Source organism: Chelatococcus reniformis, from assembly GCF_014640075.1.
Taxonomy (GTDB): domain Bacteria; phylum Pseudomonadota; class Alphaproteobacteria; order Rhizobiales; family Beijerinckiaceae; genus Camelimonas; species Camelimonas reniformis.
In genome coordinates, this window is record NZ_BMGG01000012.1 from 150,159 (window position 1) to 164,391 (window position 14,233).

12 protein-coding genes are annotated in these 14,233 nt (G+C 69.8%); 11 read left to right on the plus strand and 1 reads right to left on the minus strand.

Annotated elements, in window-relative coordinates; all coding sequences use genetic code 11:
- Window positions 1–84: 84 nt before the first annotated feature.
- From IEW34_RS28500 to IEW34_RS28520, 5 genes are all read left to right on the plus strand, one after another.
- Complete coding sequence (locus IEW34_RS28500; RefSeq protein WP_188612634.1) at window positions 85–1,002, plus strand: ABC transporter substrate-binding protein; 918 nt, start codon at window positions 85–87, stop codon at window positions 1,000–1,002.
- Between the two features lie 372 nt (window positions 1,003–1,374).
- Window positions 1,375–2,514, plus strand: a complete 1,140-nt coding sequence (gene hisC / locus IEW34_RS28505) for a histidinol-phosphate transaminase (protein WP_188612635.1) — start codon at window positions 1,375–1,377, stop codon at window positions 2,512–2,514.
- Entirely contained in the window at window positions 2,507–3,463 is a 957-nt protein-coding gene (locus tag IEW34_RS28510; RefSeq protein WP_188612636.1) for a prephenate/arogenate dehydrogenase family protein, read from the plus strand. The genes hisC and IEW34_RS28510 overlap by 8 nt, the downstream gene beginning before the upstream one ends.
- A complete protein-coding gene (locus IEW34_RS28515; RefSeq protein ID WP_188612637.1) occupies window positions 3,460–4,038 on the plus strand; it encodes a hypothetical protein in 579 nt (192 codons plus the stop codon). The genes IEW34_RS28510 and IEW34_RS28515 overlap by 4 nt, the downstream gene beginning before the upstream one ends.
- A 229-nt stretch (window positions 4,039–4,267) precedes the next feature.
- Window positions 4,268–5,047, plus strand: coding sequence for a hypothetical protein (locus IEW34_RS28520; RefSeq protein WP_210324615.1), 780 nt, complete (start codon window positions 4,268–4,270; stop codon window positions 5,045–5,047).
- 388 nt (window positions 5,048–5,435) lie between these two features.
- Here the strand turns inward: IEW34_RS28520 and IEW34_RS28525 are convergent, their stop codons facing one another.
- Window positions 5,436–6,515 (minus strand): DUF2125 domain-containing protein, encoded by a 1,080-nt coding sequence (locus IEW34_RS28525; protein ID WP_188612638.1) that lies wholly within the window; start codon window positions 6,513–6,515, stop codon window positions 5,436–5,438.
- Window positions 6,516–6,804: 289 nt separating this feature from the next.
- On the opposite strand from IEW34_RS28525, the gene IEW34_RS28530 reads away from it, so the two are divergent.
- From IEW34_RS28530 to IEW34_RS28555, 6 genes are all read left to right on the plus strand, one after another.
- Complete coding sequence (locus IEW34_RS28530; RefSeq protein WP_188612639.1) at window positions 6,805–7,341, plus strand: gamma-glutamylcyclotransferase; 537 nt, start codon at window positions 6,805–6,807, stop codon at window positions 7,339–7,341.
- A 51-nt stretch (window positions 7,342–7,392) separates the two neighbouring features.
- Window positions 7,393–8,007 carry an ANTAR domain-containing response regulator gene (locus tag IEW34_RS28535; protein ID WP_188612684.1) on the plus strand — a complete coding sequence of 205 codons (615 nt, stop codon included), beginning with the start codon at window positions 7,393–7,395 and terminating at the stop codon, window positions 8,005–8,007.
- Window positions 8,004–9,242, plus strand: coding sequence for a CmpA/NrtA family ABC transporter substrate-binding protein (locus IEW34_RS28540; protein ID WP_188612640.1), 1,239 nt, complete (start codon window positions 8,004–8,006; stop codon window positions 9,240–9,242). The genes IEW34_RS28535 and IEW34_RS28540 overlap by 4 nt, the downstream gene beginning before the upstream one ends.
- 395 nt (window positions 9,243–9,637) lie before the next feature.
- Entirely contained in the window at window positions 9,638–11,035 is a 1,398-nt protein-coding gene (locus IEW34_RS28545) for a CmpA/NrtA family ABC transporter substrate-binding protein (protein ID WP_188612641.1), read from the plus strand.
- A gap of 251 nt (window positions 11,036–11,286) precedes the next feature.
- On the plus strand, window positions 11,287–12,366 hold the full coding sequence (locus tag IEW34_RS28550; protein WP_188612642.1) for an ABC transporter permease: 1,080 nt from the start codon (window positions 11,287–11,289) through the stop codon (window positions 12,364–12,366).
- Window positions 12,367–12,376: 10 nt separating this feature from the next.
- The gene (locus IEW34_RS28555) at window positions 12,377–14,128 is read left to right on the plus strand and encodes an ABC transporter ATP-binding protein (RefSeq protein ID WP_188612643.1); all 1,752 of its coding nucleotides are present in this window, start codon (window positions 12,377–12,379) and stop codon (window positions 14,126–14,128) included.
- The last annotated feature ends 105 nt before the right edge of the window (window positions 14,129–14,233 follow it).

The following is a 14,233-nucleotide window of genomic DNA, read 5'->3' on the forward strand; positions in this document are numbered from 1 at the left end:
GCCATGCCGACACCAAAAACCGCTCTCCACGGGGGTGCGCACGGCGGACCTCCTCGCATCGCTACTCCATCGAAAGGCCTTCGGATGCGTCCCTCGTTCATTCTCCGCGTCGCCGCGCTCGCGCTGCTGCCGATGGCCGCCCATGCGGGCGAGCCGGTGAAGCTCGGTCTGGCGCCGACGAGCGATTTCCTGGCAGCCTACGTCGCGCTGGATCAGGGATTGTTCAGGAAGCACGGTCTCGACGTGACCTACGTCCCAGCCATGGGTGGCACGGCGATGCCTGCGCTGACGGCGGGCTCCTTCGACGTCTTGGGTTCGGGCGTGCCGAGCGCCCTTTCGGCGGCCGACGCCGGCCTGACGCTCAAGATCATCGCCGGCGGCTCGGTCCTGCCGACCTTCGGCAAGCTCGGCATCGTGGCGCGCGCGGGCAGCGGCATCAACGCGCCCGCGGACTTCGTCGGCAGGAAGGTGGCGGTGAGCGGCCTGAACTCGATCCTGCACATCGCCGCCCGCAACTGGCTCATGGAGAACGGCGTCGACCCGGGTCGGGTCAAATGGGTCGAAGTTCAGTTTGCCCAGCACGCCGACGTCATGAAGGGCGGGCAGGTCGATGCCGCGGTGATGACCGACCCGTTCTTCTCACGCGCCGTCGACCAGGCCGTCGGCTATGCGGCCGGTCCCGTCTACGAGAAGGCCCCGGCCGGGGTGATGCTCGGCTCATACGTCGCCACCGACGACTGGATCGCCAGGCACCCGGCAGAGCTGGCCGCCTTCCGCGCGGCTCTCGACGACGGGCGGCGGTTCGTCGCCGACAACAAGCCCGCCGCGCTGGAGAGCCTGGCGCGATACACCAAGCTGCCGCCCGATGCGCTCAAGCTGCTCGGCTTCCCCAACCTGCAAAGCACCGTCGCGCCCGCCAACATAGATTGGTGGATCGCGGCCATGCAGCGTCAAAAGCTGTTTCTCACCGATCCGAAGGCGGCGGACATCATTCAGCCGTGAGAGAGTGGCTCGCGTAGCCTCTATCGCCCTGGCCGAGGCGGGGCCGAGGCCGCCGCATGGCCGAGCCCAGGTGCGGGCCCTCTGACCTGCTCGCCATCGACGAGGCCTGCACGTTCCCGATCCTGACCGGACAATGGGACATCGGGCCGGGCGAAGAACACGCGCAAGGGTTTTCCCACTCTGCGCGCCATTCCCGCCCATGCGCTGGCCCCGCGACGACGCGTCAGCTCTCCTCCCGTCGGGCTTTGGCGAAAAGCGGTGTCACAAACCGGGGCAGATGCGCTAAAGCAAGCGGTTACGGGCGCTCAGTGCCTGTCATCAGACGGTGGCGCGCCGACGGCACGGCCGCCCGCGTGTAGACTGGAGTTCACCATGGCCCCTCGCCCGATCCGTCCGGAGCCGCGCCCCGGCGTCCTGTCGATCGCTCCCTACATCCCCGGCCGCAGCGAAGCGCCCGGCGTCGCCAAGGTCTACAAGCTGTCCTCCAACGAGACGCCGCTGGGCCCCAGCCCGCGCGCGGTCGAGGCCTACAGAGCGGCGGCGGCCCATCTGGAATCCTACCCGGACGGCTCCTCGCTGCGCCTGCGCCGCGCCATCGCCGATCGCTTCGGGCTCGATGCCGACCGCATCGTCTGCGGCGCAGGCTCGGACGAATTGCTGACCATGATCACCGATGCCTACATCGGCCCGGGTGATGAGGGTGTCTTCACCCAGCACGGCTTCCTGGTCTACCGCATCGCCATCCTGGCGGCGGGCGGCACGCCCGTGACGGCGCCGGAGCACCGGCACCGCGCCGATGTCGACGCCATCCTGGCGTCCGTCACCGCGCGCACCAAGGTCGTCTTCCTCGCCAACCCCAACAACCCGACCGGCACCTATCTGCCGGCGACCGAGATCGAGCGGCTGCACGCCGGTCTGCCCCCGCACGTGCTGCTGGTCATCGATGCGGCCTATGCCGAATACGTCACTCGCGACGACTACGTCTCCGGCCTGGAGCTCGCGGAACGTCACGACAACGTCGTGATGACGCGGACCTTCTCCAAGATCCACGGCCTGGCGGCACTCCGCATCGGCTGGGCCTACGGCCCGGCCCACCTTGTGGACGCCCTGAACCGCATCCGCGGCCCGTTCAACGTCGGCGCCCCGGCCATCGCGGCGGGCGCGGCGGCGATCGGCGACGAGGGCCATGTGGCCGCCGCCGTCGCCCACAACAACCGCTGGCTGCCGTGGCTGACCGAGGAGATCGGTAAGCTCGGCCTCGCCGTAACGCCGAGCGTCGCCAACTTCGTGCTGGTGCATTTTCCCGACGAGCCGGGACGCGCGGCACGGGACGCCGACGCCTTCCTGGTCAAGCGCGGCCTCGTGGTGCGGGCGGTCGCGGCCTATGGCCTGCCCGATGCCCTGCGCGTGACCATCGGCAGCGAAGAGGCCAACCGGCTGCTGGTCGCAGCCCTGGCCGAGTTCCAGGCCGCGACAGCCCCGGCGCCCGAGGCGCGCGTCGCTCATGCCTGAGCGCCTCGCGCAGCGGCTCGCCGCCCCGCTGGTGGATCGGCTGGCGATCGTCGGCATCGGCCTCATCGGCTCGTCGATCGCCCGTGCCGTGCGCCAGCGCGGGCTGGCGCGCCACATCGCCATCGCCGACCACGACCCCGCGGCGGCGGACACGGCCCGACGTCTCGGTCTCGGCGACGCGGTGGGAACGGACGCGGCGGCGGCGGCGCGCGCCGCCGACGTCGTCATCCTCTGCGTGCCGGTCGGCGCTTGCGGCGCCGTGGCGGCGGCCATCGCGAGCGCCCTGAAGCCGGGGGCAATCGTCTCCGACGTGGGTTCGGTGAAGGCCTCCGTCGTCACCCAGGTGGCCCCGCACCTGCCGCTCGGCGTGCATTTCGTGCCCGCCCACCCGGTCGCCGGCACCGAGAACTCGGGCCCGGAGGCGGGTTTCGCCGGCCTGTTCCTCAACCGCTGGTGCATCCTGACGCCGCCGGAAGGCGCCAACCCGGAGGCGGTCGCGGCGTTGCGCGCGCTCTGGGAGGGGATGGGGGCCAATGTCGAGGTGATGACCGCCGAGCATCACGATCTCGTGCTCGCGATCACCAGCCACCTGCCGCACCTCATCGCCTACAACATCGTCGGCACCGCCGCCGACCTGGAGACGGTGACGCGCTCCGAGGTGATCAAGTTCTCGGCCGGCGGCTTCCGCGACTTCACCCGCATCGCGGCCTCCGACCCGACCATGTGGCGCGACGTGTTCCTGCACAACAAGGACGCTGTGCTGGAGATGATCGGCCGCTTCAACGAGGATCTGGCGGCCCTGGCGCGCGCCATCCGCTGGAGCGATGGCGACGCGCTGTTCGAGCTCTTCACGCGCACGCGGGCCATCCGGCGCGGCATCATCGACCTCGGCCAGGAGACGGCGGAGCCTGATTTCGGCCGGCGTCACGCCGAGGCGGAGCCGGAGTGATCGACGCGCAGCCGCCGGTCTGCGACCTGCAATTGATGCGGGTCGCAACGGCGGTGCGCACCTTTCTGGAGCCGACCTGGGACATCTGGCACGCGTCGAGCGAGCGGCGCGAGCCGCCGTCTCGCGGCACCTGCGGCCGGTCGAGCCTGTTCCTCCAGCGCGTCCTCGGCGAGGATTTTGCTGTCCTCAGCCGCTGGACGAGCGGCACCCCCAGGCTTGCCGCGGACGCGCCGAACCTTGGCCCCTACGGCTTCCATGACGGCCGCGCCTGGCAGGCGCACGCCTGGCTGGTGGCGGGCGCGTGGATCGTCGACGTGACCGCCGATCAGTTCGGCGCGCCCCCGGTCATCGTCGCCGCCCGCGACGATCCGCGTTATGGCGCGGGCAACGATACCGCCCCGGCGCGAGCGCGGACGGCGCGGCGCCAGGCCGTCGACCGGCTCTGGCCGCATTGGACCACGTCGGTCCCGCGCCATGGCCTGCGGGCGCGATGGGCGGAACGCGGCCGGACGGAGGCCTGGCCTTCGCCCGCAGGCACGCAGGCGGCGCGCCGCGAGGTGCGGCCGCACGCTTGACGATCCGAGCGCACGAGGGCTCTGCTTCGTCAGCGAGAGCGGCATTTCACGCAGCGGTCGGCGCGGTCCGGCCGGGGCATTGGTGCCGCCCGCGCGGGGGCAGGAGCCTGTCACGGCCGGGTGCGGTCGTCCGGCCGGGACGGAGGCTTCACGTTTTTGGATGTGGGCGCCTTCTGCGCGATCGGGCAAGGCCGCCGGATCACCAGGCGCCCGAGGGACGGGGCGCACCATGGGGCTGAACGTGAACATGAGCTGGCTGCGGCCACGGTCGCCGAAGCTGAGCAAGCTCGCCGAAGTCGGCTGGCTGCTGGAATCGCAGAGCTCCGGCTTCATCTGGGACGCGCCGCGGAAGGTATCGCGGTCCGAGCCGACGCCCAAGCACGCCAAGTCCGTCGCCTATTGCCCGGCCGTGCTCGACTATGAGTCGCGGCTGTTCGAGGTGGTGTCGCCGATCGACCTGCACCTCAAGTTCGCCGTCGACGAGCAAACCAAGGTCCCGCGCCTCATCAACGGGGCCGGCGACGCCTCCTCGATCCGCACCAAGCACCTCAGCCAGATGGTGGTCATCGTCTCGCCGAAGGAGTGGCGCCATCCCAGCCGCCCGTTGCTGCAGATGATGACGCCCTACATCTTCATCGCCGACGAGCCGGTCTACATCAATCAGATGCCGCCATTCGTGCATTACCGGCCGGCGGCGCTCCCCGGCCTGCTGATCGGCGGGCGGTTTCCCATCGACGTGTGGCCGCGCCAGCTCGTCTGGGCCTTCGAGTGGTACGATCCCAAGCAGGACATCGTCATCCGCCGCGGCGAGCCGCTGTTCTACGTGCGCTTCGAGACCCAGGATCCGTCACGCCCCGTGCGCCTCATCGAGGCGGACATGACGCCGACCTTGCAGGAATACATCAAGGGCCTGTCCGGGGTGACCAACTACGTGTCGCGCACCTTCTCGCTGTTCAACACGGCGCGGCAGCGTCGGCCCAAGACCTTGCTCACGCCCAAGGTGCGGTAGCGCTGCCAGGCCACGCAACCGATAGAGCATTTCCGCGTTTCTTCGAATCGCCGAAATGCTCTATCTGTTTGATCTGTCGCGTTTTCTTCACGCGAACCGGCGTCCACTTCGCTCGAAAACGCTCTACTAAGTCGCGCCAGGGCTATGTTTGGCTGGAACTCACCCCGCCCCATGGGTTGGGCGGCCTACGCGTTCGACATTGCGACCATAACGACGGCGAGAGCGAGGGCCGTCGATGAGGCGGGTGCCAAACTGCGAAGCATGGTTTCGCAATCGCCATAGGCGTCGGGCTCGCGCTCGTCTGCATCGGCTACTGGTGGCCGATGGAAGAAAAGCCGCCAGGCCGATGGCAACGGGCATGTAATATAACTCAATATTTCTGTAGTATTCAGTAGAGCGGCGGGATACGAGCAACGACGAACGGGCCGACCATCACCTGCCCGTTGGCGAGCACGACCGTCGGCAGCGTCGTCATCGCCGGGCCTGCGCCGGACGTCGCGGCCGGCCGGCCGAGCATGCCGAGACCGCCCGCGATCAGCCCGCCGAGCCCGCCGCCACGCCCGGAAAGGGCGCCGACGAGTTCGCCCAGACCGGCGGCCCGCGCGGTGATGCGGCCGGACGGACGGTGCTGGTCGTCGAGCGCGAGCGTGCCGTTGGCCTCCAGACGCTGCGGGCCCTTGTCGAGCTTGAGCAGCACCAGATCGAGCGCGCCGCCGCGGGCGCGCCATTGCTCGAACTGGGCGGGGCCGGCGCCGGTGAAGAAGGCACTGGCCTGAGTGGCGGTGGACTGCAGCTCCAGGGATGCGGGCTCGGCCGAGCGCAGCAGCTGGTCGAGCATGGGGATCGTCGCCTTGTCGAGACGGCTCACCAGATCGTAGGCGCCCTGCTCGGCCGGCCGGTCCGGATCGGGCCGCACATGGGCTTCGAACAGCTGGCCGCGCGCCAGCGGCGTCTCGCCGCCGTTGGCGGCAACCAGCGTGAGGTTGGGCTCCCGGATGACGGTCGACATGCGCACCAGGCCGCCCTGGCCGCGCCGCACGCTGATGTCGAAGGCTGCCCAGCCGAGCTTGGCCGACTGGCCGGTCACGGTCGACTTGACGACGAGCGGCCCCCGGAGATCGGCGACCACCAGATTGGGGTCGTAGATCTGCGCGGCGGCAATGAAATGGGCGACGCTGCCTTCGATCGGCCCCTGCGGCGTATTGCCGGAGAATGTGGGCGCCTCGCAGGCGAGCTCGAAGCGCATGGGAAAGCCGGCCACGTGCCGGTTCGGGCACACCCAGTTGCGCCCCTGCGCCGCCTCCTGGGCGAACCAGCCTTCCATCGCCGCCTCGACCCGCTGGCGCGCCACGAACCAGAAGGCACACCAGGCGATCGCCAGGACCAGCAGCACGAAATAGGGGAGATACAGGGCCCAGCGGAACGGTCGACGGGGCTGGGGCGCGCGTTCTGGGGACCTGTCGCTCACACGGAACTCCTCGCTTGGGCCTGTCGGGCACGGCCGGCCGCTCATACCATGCAGGCCGGATTTGAGGCGACATGATGCTCACCGAGGCCGGCGCGATGGTTGGCCGGGTGAACCCACGACGATATCGAGCCGGAGGGCCGGGGCTTGACCCCGCTATGCATCCACTCAAGAAGAGGGCCACGCCTGCGCATCGCGACCTCCAGCCTTGAAGAACGATATCGACCATGTGGGCCTTTCCTCCCCGCTCGCAACCGCGCCGTCGCAGCCGCCCGGCGGGCCGGAGGCCGGCATGAGCGCGGCCGGCGAAGACCTGTGGGTGTTCGGCTACGGCTCGCTGATGTGGCGGCCGGGATTCCCCTTCCTCGAGCGCCATATCGGCCGCGTGCACGGCTATCACCGCTCGCTCTGCGTCTATTCGCACTACCACCGCGGCACGCCCGAGGAGCCCGGGCTGGTGCTCGGCCTCGACCGGGGCGGCTCCTGCCGCGGCTCGACCTTCCGGGTGGCGGCCGCGCGGCGCGACGACACCATCGCCTATCTGCGCGAGCGCGAGCAGGTCACCTCGGTCTATCTGGAGCGCACCGCCTCCGTCACGCTCGACAGCGGCGTCGCCATCCGGGCGCTGGTCTACATCGTCGATCGGACACATCCGCAGTACGCCGGCCGGCTGGCGCCGGCGGAGGTGGTGCGCCTGGTGCGCCATGGCGTCGGCCAATCGGGCGTCAACCCGGACTATGTCCGCAGCACGCACGCGCAGCTGCTGGAGCTCGGCGTGCACGACCCGGTGCTGAGCCACGTGGTCGGCGCGCTGGAGGCGGCGGAATAGTGGCGCCGTGCTCCGATTCTTGTCATGGTTTGGACTGACCTTGCGCAGCCCATGAACCGGCCCGATCCACCCGACACCACCCTCACCGTCGCCATCGTCGACGACAACCTCGTGCGGGCCGCGATCCTCGAGGAAGGCCTGCACATGGCCGGGATCGCCCAGGTCAGCGTGCTCTCCGGCAAGACCAACCTGCTGCGCCAGCTCGTTGCCCTCGACCCGGACGTGGTGATCATCGACCTGGAGGATCCCAGCCGCGACGTGCTGGAGCAGATGTTCCAGGTGTCGCGGGTGGTGGCGCGGCCCGTCGCGATGTTCGTCGACCGCTCCGACCGGGCCATGATCGAGGCCGCGGTGGACGCCGGCGTCTCCGCCTACATCGTCGACGGGCTCAAGCGTGAGCGGGTGAAGCCGATCGTCGACATGGCCATCAGCCGTTTCAACGCCTTCAGCCGCCTCAGGGGCGAACTGGAGGCAACCAGGACCGAGCTTGCCGAACGCAAGGTCATCGACCGCGCCAAGGGCATCCTGATGAAGAACCGCGGCATCGGCGAGGAGGAGGCCTACGCGCTGCTGCGCAAGACGGCCATGAACCAGAGCCGCAAGCTGGTCGAGGTGGCGCGCAGTCTCGTCACCGCCGCGAGCCTGCTCGACGGGGGTGAGCCATGAGCGAGATCGTGCGCGCGGGCTTCATCCCCCTGCTCGACGCGGCGCCCCTCATCGTCGCCGCACGCCTGGGCTTCGCCGAGGCGGAGGGCCTCACCCTCGACCTCGCGCGCGAGACCAGCTGGGCCAACATCCGCGACCGCGTCGCCATCGGCCATTTCGACGTGGCGCACATGCTGGCACCGATCCCCGTGGCCGCCGCCCTCGGCCTGCTGCCGCTCGCCGCGCCGATGATCGCGCCCTTCTCCTTCGGGCTCGGCGGCAACGCCGTGACCCTCTCGCGCCCGCTCTGGCAAGCCCTCGCCGCCGCCGGCGCGGGTACCGGCGGGGCACCGGCGGCGGTCGGCGCCGCGCTGGCGCAGGTGATCGCGGCCCGGCTGGCTGCGGGCCAGCCGCAGCTCACGCTGGCCGTGGTATTCCCGTTTTCGGCTCACAATTACGAGCTGCGTTACTGGCTCGCCGCCTGCGGCATCGAACCCGACCGCGACGTACGCATCGTGGTGGTGCCGCCACCCTTCGTCGTCGATGCGCTGCGCGAGGGGGTGGTCGACGGCGTCTGCGTCGGCGAGCCGTGGAACTCGCTCGCCGTGGAGGCGGGCGTCGGCGTCATCGCCGTCACCGGCGCCGCCATCTGGCGCTCGGGACCGGAGAAGGTGCTGGGCATGCGCACCGATTGGGCGGAGTCTCATGCGGAGACGCTGGCGGCGCTGTTGCGGGCTCTCTATCACGCCTCGCTGTGGTGCGGCGCGCCACAGAACCGGGCGGAGCTGGCGCGTTTGCTGGCCGGCCCGGACCTGCTCGACAAGCCGGCGCCGATCCTGGAGGCGGCGCTCGACGGCCGGCAGGTCATCGCCGACGTCGCGGCAGGCGAGCCGCATGGACCGCTGCTGACCTTCGGCGGCCCGGCCGCCACCTTCCCGTGGGCCAGCCACGCGCTGTGGTTCTACAGCCAGATGGTGCGGTGGGGCCACGCCGGCTACCGGCCCGATGCGGTGCTCGCGGCACGCCGCGCCTACCGGCCGGACCTCTACCGCGCCGCGCTCAAGCCCTGGGATGTCGACCTGCCCTCCGCCAACGCCAAGGTGGAAGGGGCGCTGACGGCCCCGACCGCCGTCGCGTCCACCCGCGGACGGCTGGTGCTCGGCCCGGACGGCTTCTTCGACGGCCGCATCTTCGATCCGGACCGCATCGAAGAGTACCTCGCCGGGTTTGCCGACGGGCCGCGCGGCGACTCCTGAACCTAAGCTTCAACGCAAGGTGGCCCGGCCGTGCCGGGGCGAACCGGGGATCCCCGACTGGCGCCGGAATGCGCGTGCTGCACTGCAAAAAGGCAGTCTTTGCCGATAACATAATCTTGCGATTGCACCCCTTAGAGCGGTATCAAAGTAGGCGTCGGTCGGAGTTCCGAGATCGGGCGAAAGCGCTCTTCTCCTCCACGCGGCAGAATCAGCCAACGATGGCTGAGTAATCTCAAGTACATTTTATGCCCATTGATGGGCGAGCGGCAGCGTTGCCGATGGATGTCTTCACGGCAATTGCCGGATCACACCCATCGCGCGGCGCTTTTTGTCGTTCTCCGGCTTCGCAACTTCGACCCGCCGCTGCGGCGGCTGTATCGGCGAGAGGATCGCGCATGACGTTCAAGCACTTGCCATCGGCGACGTTGACGCGGGCATTGGTCGTGGCCGCGGCGATTGCCGCGCTGGCCGGCGCGGGCGCCATCGCCAAACCGCTCGCGGTGGAGAAGGACGAGCTGAAGCTCGGCTTCATCAAGCTGACCGACATGGCGCCGCTCGCCATCGCCAAGGAAAAGGGCTTCTTCGAGGACGAGGGCCTGTACGTCACCCTGGAGCCGCAGGCCAACTGGAAGGTGCTGCTCGACCGCGTCATCACCGGCGAGCTCGACGGTGCCCACATGCTGGCCGGCCAGCCGCTCGCCGCCACCATCGGCTACGGCACCAAGGCGCGCGTCGTCACCCCCTTCTCCATGGACCTGAACGGCAACGGCGTCACGGTCTCGAACGAGGTGTGGGGCGAGATGAAGCCCAACATCCCCGCCGGCCCCGACGGCAAGCCGGTGCACCCGATCCAGGCGACCGCGCTGAAGCCGGTGGTGGAGCGCTGGAAGGCGGACGGCAAGGCCTTCCGCATGGGCATGGTCTTTCCCGTCTCGACCCACAATTACGAGCTGCGCTACTGGCTCGCCGCGGGCGGCCTGAACCCGGGCTACTACTCCAGGAGCGACACCACCGGCACCATCAAGGCGGACGTGCAGCTGTCGGTGACGCCGCCGCCGCAGATGCCGTCGACGCTCGAGGCCGGCACCATCAACGGCTACTGCGTCGGCGAGCCCTGGAACCAGCAGGCGGTGTTCAAGGGCGTCGGCGTACCGGTGGTCACCGACTATGAGATCTGGAAGAACAATCCGGAGAAGGTCTTCGGCATCACCGCCGAATTCGCCGAGAAGAACCCGAATACCACGCTGGCGCTGGTCAAGGCGTTGATACGCGCGGCCGAATGGCTCGATGCCGACAATGGCGCCCACCGCGCCGAAGCGGTCACCATCCTGGCCAAGCCCGAATACGTCGGCGCCGACGCCGCCGTCATCGCCAATTCCATGACCGGCACCTTCGAATACGAGAAGGGCGACAAGCGGCCGGTGCCCGACTTCAACGTCTTCTTTCGCTACAACGCGACCTTCCCGTTCTACTCGGATGCGGTCTGGTATCTCACCCAGATGCGCCGCTGGGGCCAGATCCCGGACGGCAAGGACGACGCCTGGTACGCCGAGACGGCCAGGAGCGTCTATCGCCCCGACATCTACCTGAAGGCCGCGCGCCTGGTGGTGGAGGACGGCAAGGCCAAGGAAGCCGATTTCCCCTGGTCGTCGGACGGCTATCGGGCGCCCACCGCCGAGTTCATCGACGGCCTCACCTTCGATGGGCGCAAGCCCAACGGCTATCTCGACGCCCTGACCATCGGCCTCAAGGGCAAGCAGACGGTCGAGGGCGCCGACGTGGTCGGGAACTAGGGGCCGCTCATGAGCAGTCACCGAGCGTGCCGCTGGGCGCCCCTCTCTCCGCTTGCGGGGAGAGGGCAGGGTGAGGGGGCCCGCCCCGCGCGGCGCACCGGCCGAGCATTCTCTTGCGAAGTCCCCTCACCCGGCTTGCGCTTTCGCGCAAGCCGGCCTCTCCCCGCACGCGGAGAGAGGTGCGCAGCTGGACCGTTAGCCAGCGTCACGTTGGGCCGGCCTGCCCCGTCAACCTCCGCCAGGACAGCACCATGACCGCCGCCACCGACATGATCCCCGTTGCCTCCCGGACGGACTGGCGCGACGGCGCCTTCCGCCGGCTCGACCGGGCGAAGCCCCACCTCGCCCTGCTCGGCCTCGGCTTCCTGGTCAACCTGGCGCGGGCGGCGCTGGGCGACTGGTCGACGGCGAATTTCAAGGACTTCGTCGCCGGCTTCGTGGTGCCGCTGACGGGCATCGGCCTGTTCCTGCTCGCCTGGGCGGCGCTGGCGCCGCGCGTCGTCACCTCCCTCGGCGCCATTCCCGGCCCGGCGCAGGTGTGGACCCAGGCGGGCGCGCTCTACGCCGACCACACGGCGGAGCGCGCCAAGGAGCGGGCCTTCCACGAGCGCCAGGACGCACGCAACGCCGAGCTCGTCGCCGCCGGCCAGGGCGACAAGGCGAAGGTGCGCGCCTACACCGGCAAGCCGACGTACCTCGACCAGATCGTCACCAGCCTGAAGACGGTGGCGCTCGGCTTCATCATCGCCACCCTGCTCGCGGTCCCGGCCGGCATCGTGTGCGGCCTGTCGCGCACCGTGAACGGCGCGCTGAACCCGCTGATCCAGATCTTCAAGCCGGTATCGCCGCTCGCCTGGCTGCCGATCGTCACCATGGTGGTCTCGGCCCTCTACGTCGACCCGTGGGACGCGATGCCCAAGTCGCTGGTGATCTCGGCGATCACCGTGACGCTCTGCTCGCTGTGGCCGACGCTGATCAACACCGCGCTCGGCGTCGCCTCGATCGACAAGGACCTCGTCAACGTCGGCCGCGTGCTGCAGCTGTCGACGGCGACCACCGTGCGCAAGCTGGTGCTGCCCTCGGCCATGCCACTCATCTTCACCGGGCTGCGGCTGTCGCTCGGCGTCGGCTGGATGGTGCTGATCGCCGCCGAGATGCTGGCCCAGAACCCGGGCCTCGGCAAATTCGTCTGGGACGAATTCCAGAACGGCTCGTCCCAGTCGCTGGCCAAGATCATCGTCGCCGTCATCACCATCGGTCTCATCGGCTTCCTGCTCGACCGCATCATGTTCGCCTTCCAGCAGGCGTTCGCCGCCTCGGCGCGGCGCTGAGGAGGCGGCGATGGCGATCCTGACCCTCACCGGTGTGAACAAGGGCTACGGCGAGGGCGCCGGTGCCACCGACGTGCTGCGCGGCATCGACCTGGAGGTCGAGGAGGGCGAGTTCATCGCCATCGTCGGCTTCTCCGGCTCCGGCAAGACCACGCTGGTGTCGCTGATGGCCGGGCTGATCGAGCCCGATGCCGGCACCATCGCGGTGCGCGGCCGGCCGGTCGCAGGCCCCGGTCCCGACCGCGGCGTGGTGTTCCAGTCCTACTCGCTGATGCCGTGGCTCACCGTGCGCGGCAACATCGAGCTGGCGGTAGAGGCGACGGCGACGGCGCTGACCAGGGCCGAACGCCGCGCCCGCGTGGCCAAATACATCGACATGGTCGGCCTCACCCACGCCGCCGAGCGCAAGCCGGCGGAGCTCTCGGGCGGCATGCGCCAGCGCGTCGCCGTGGCCCGGGCGCTCGCCTGCGAGCCGGACATGCTGCTCATGGACGAGCCGCTGTCGGCGCTCGACGCGCTCACCCGGGCCAAATTGCAGGACGAGTTCGCCACCATCAGCGCCAAGGCCGGCAAGACCATCGTCCTCGTCACCAACGACGTCGACGAGGCGATCCTGCTCGCCGACCGCATCGTTCCGCTCAAGCCCGGCCCCGGCGCGGCGCTCGGCCCGTCCTTCGAGGTGGCGATCCCGCGCCCGCGCGAGCGCGCGGCGCTCAATCACGATCCGGCCTTCAAGCGCCTGCGCGCCGACGTCACCACCTATCTCATGGAGGTCGGCGCGACCCGCGGCGGCGGCAGCGAGGAGCGCTCGCTGCCCGACGTCAAGCCGGTGACGCAGCTGGAGCCTGTGCCGGACGCGGTGCGCGCGGCGGGCCGCTCGGCCTTCCTCGATCGCTACCTGGAGCTCTTCGAGCTGCGCAAGGTCTACCCCACCCCCAAGGGGCCGCTGACCGTCGTCGACGACGTCTCCCTGATCATGAAGAAGGGCGAATTCATCTCGCTCATCGGCCATTCCGGCTGCGGCAAGTCGACGGTGCTGTCGATGGTCGCCGGCCTCAACGGCATCTCCGGCGGCGGCATCGTGCTGGACGGCCGCGAAGTGAGGGGAGCCGGACCGGATCGGGCGGTCGTGTTCCAGGCCCCGTCGTTGATGCCGTGGCTGACGGCGCGCGAGAACGTGGCGCTCGGCGTCGACCGGGTCTACCCGCACGCGTCGGCCGCCGAGCGACGCGAGATCGTCGAATACTACCTCGCCCGGGTCGGCCTCGCCGACGCCATGCACCGGCCGGCCGCCGAGCTCTCCAACGGCATGAAGCAGCGCGTCGGCATCGCCCGCGCCTTCGCGCTCTCGCCCAAGCTGCTGCTGCTCGACGAGCCGTTCGGCATGCTCGACAGCCTGACGCGGTGGGAATTGCAGGACGTGCTCATGGACGTCTGGCGGCGCACGCGGGTGACGGCGATCTGCGTCACCCACGACGTGGACGAGGCGATCCTGCTCGCCGACCGCGTGGTGATGATGTCGAACGGCCCCAACGCCCGCATCGGCAACATCATGGAGGTCGACCTGCCGCGCCCGCGCTCGCGCAAGGAGCTGATCGAGCACCCCGACTACTACGCCTACCGGGAGGAGCTGCTGGACTTCCTCGAGGCCTACGAGGGTGGCGCAAATCCTGCGGCCGAACGGCTGAGCACGATTAGGGACAAGCGCGCCCGCCGCACCGGCCGGCGTGCCGAGGCGGCTCCGCAATGGGCGGCGGAATAGCCGCCATGTCAGCCACGAATTCCGACCACCGCCCCCGGTCCTCCGTCGCCCCTCCGGCAGCGAACGCCGCGGCGGCCCACCCTCAAACCCAGGCAGCGGAGTAAC

Bases quoted from the DNA above. Each gene is read 5' to 3' on its own strand.
- IEW34_RS28500 (WP_188612634.1), top strand. From the start codon at position 85: ATGCGTCCCTCGTTCATTCTCCGCGTCGCCGCGCTCGCGCTGCTGCCG.
- hisC (WP_188612635.1), top strand. From the start codon at position 1,375: ATGGCCCCTCGCCCGATCCGTCCGGAGCCGCGCCCCGGCGTCCTGTCG.
- IEW34_RS28510 (WP_188612636.1), top strand. From the start codon at position 2,507: ATGCCTGAGCGCCTCGCGCAGCGGCTCGCCGCCCCGCTGGTGGATCGG.
- IEW34_RS28520 (WP_210324615.1), top strand. From the start codon at position 4,268: ATGGGGCTGAACGTGAACATGAGCTGGCTGCGGCCACGGTCGCCGAAG.
- IEW34_RS28530 (WP_188612639.1), top strand. From the start codon at position 6,805: ATGAGCGCGGCCGGCGAAGACCTGTGGGTGTTCGGCTACGGCTCGCTG.
- IEW34_RS28535 (WP_188612684.1), top strand. From the start codon at position 7,393: ATGAACCGGCCCGATCCACCCGACACCACCCTCACCGTCGCCATCGTC.
- IEW34_RS28540 (WP_188612640.1), top strand. From the start codon at position 8,004: ATGAGCGAGATCGTGCGCGCGGGCTTCATCCCCCTGCTCGACGCGGCG.
- IEW34_RS28545 (WP_188612641.1), top strand. From the start codon at position 9,638: ATGACGTTCAAGCACTTGCCATCGGCGACGTTGACGCGGGCATTGGTC.
- IEW34_RS28550 (WP_188612642.1), top strand. From the start codon at position 11,287: ATGACCGCCGCCACCGACATGATCCCCGTTGCCTCCCGGACGGACTGG.
- IEW34_RS28555 (WP_188612643.1), top strand. From the start codon at position 12,377: ATGGCGATCCTGACCCTCACCGGTGTGAACAAGGGCTACGGCGAGGGC.